Here is a 1,953-nt window from a genome sequence, read left to right as displayed (position 1 = left end):
CGACACGATCGGGTCGAGGTTCTCCCAGTACGGGGTCTCCGTCACGGTCATCGTGTGGTCGCCCTCGGCGAGCGGGGCGTCGACCTCCACCGTCCAGGTGCCGTCCGCGAGGACGTCTGCCTTGCCGATCTCGTCGGCGAGGACGCCGACGCCGTCCGTGTCGGTGGTGACCTCGACGGTCGATCCGGGGATGCCCACGCCCGTGAGGGTCGCAGTGTCGGCGGCGATCGTCTCGCCGTCGGCGGGGGAGACGACGTTCAGCGGCCAGTCGGCCGGGGCGGTGCTGCCCTCGGTCTCGACGAGGGTGATCGTCGTGCGCTCCGACATGTCGAGGCTCCGGACGGTGATCAGGTCGATCTGCTCGCCGGCGTGCTCGGCACCGATGTTGAACATGAAGGCACCGTTCCAGGTGGTCTCCGTCCCGTCGACGTAGACGCCGTCGGCCTGCGCGATCACGCCCGGCAGCTCCCACTCGGTGGCGAAGTAGCTGGCCGTGCCCTGGATGTAGTAGCTGCCGTCGCTCGCGGGGAAGACCGCGTGCATCGTCGGCGCCGTGAGCGGGGACGGCTCAGGCGCCTCGAGCGGGGTGAGGGGCGCGTCGAGCGAGCGGCCCTCGCGCTCGAGCGAGATGCCGGTGATCGTGGCGGTCTGCCCGGCCAGGCCCGCGGGCAGGATGAAGGTGAACCGACCGTGCTGGGCGCGCACGGTCTCCACGTGGTCGCCGACCTCGATCCGGGCCTCGGCGGCTCGGGTCGAGATGCCGCGCAGCACGATCTGGCCGTCGGCGTCCTCCGTCACCGACGAGAGCATCGGCAGGGCCGGGGTCCAGTCGCCGTCGGCGGTGTCGGCGACGGTGAACGACGCACCGGCTCGCTGCTGCGCGGCCGAGGCCCACGTCGGGGTCTCGACGACGGTCGTCTCGTAGCTGCCGCTGGGCAGGGCGGCCGAGGTGCAGCTCCAGTCGCCGGTGACGGCGACGCGCGTCTCGCAGAGGGTCGCCGTGCTGCGGGCGGTCTCGCCGTCGCGGGTCACGACGATCTGCGAGTTGGGGATGCCCGTGCCGGCGAAGGTCGGAGCGGGCTCCGCGACGACCTCGCCCTGCGCGGGGGAGGCGAGCTGGAGGGGGTGCGTGTCGGACGCCGTGTTGCGCTCCGTGGGGACGAGCACGACCGGCGTCGCCTCGCTGGCGCGGCCCCGGTAGTAGGCCGTGACGTCGATCGTCTCGCCGGCGCGCGAGGCGGGCACCACGAGCGAGAACGCCCCGTTGTCGGACGGGAAGTCCCACGACGCGCCCGATCTGCTGGCCCAGACCTCGGTCTTGGTGAAGAGGTCCGGCTCGTGCGCCACGGTGCCCTCGATCACGAGGTGGTCGTCGTCGTACTGGCTCACCGCGTGGACGACGGGCGTGCCGGGGGCTCGGTCCTCGCCCTCCGCGTGCTGCAGCTCGAGGACGAACTCGACCTCGACCCGGCCCTGTGGCGTGTACGCCATCAGCGTGGCCGGCTTGCCCAGGTCGGCGAGTTCGACCGAGGTGGCGAAGCGGTCGTCCCAGACGGCGGCGGTGTAGCGGCCGCCTCCCTCGACGTCGATCCCGGCGAGCCGGGCGCCCGGCGCCAGGCCGGCGACCGCGAGCTCGCCGTCGTCGCCTGGTTCGACGAAGGCGATGCGAGGCGCGGCCGGGGCGGCGGTGGGGGCGGAGGCCGTCGGCTGCGACGCGGCCGAGGCCTGGTCGACGTCGATGGTGGCGGCAGGGGCCGCGAGGGCCGCGGCGGGGGCGAGGGTGCCCGCGGCGAGGGCCGCGAGGCCCACGGCCGCGAGGCCGGTTCTGATCGTGCTCATGTCTTCTTCCGGATGGAGGGAAAGGGGAGACCGATCGGGGCGGTCAGCCGATATCTTACATGCCGACGGGCGAGGCCCCCTGCAGCTGGTGCTGCGGGGGGCCTCGTCGTGGTG

1 protein-coding gene is annotated in these 1,953 nt (G+C 73.3%); it reads right to left on the bottom strand.

All coding sequences use genetic code 11. From position 1 onward, the window contains the following. A partial coding sequence (locus tag IFT45_RS16625; protein ID WP_192129547.1) for an Ig-like domain-containing protein occupies positions 1 to 1,839 on the bottom strand: 1,839 nt, incomplete at its 3' end. Between the last annotated feature and the right edge of the window lie 114 nt (positions 1,840 to 1,953).

This window comes from Frigoribacterium sp. CFBP 13707 (assembly GCF_014842245.1).
GTDB classification, from domain to species: Bacteria; Actinomycetota; Actinomycetes; order Actinomycetales; family Microbacteriaceae; genus Frigoribacterium; species Frigoribacterium endophyticum.
Note: the sequence above shows the minus strand (reverse complement) of the source record. Positions and strands in the feature narration are given on the sequence as shown.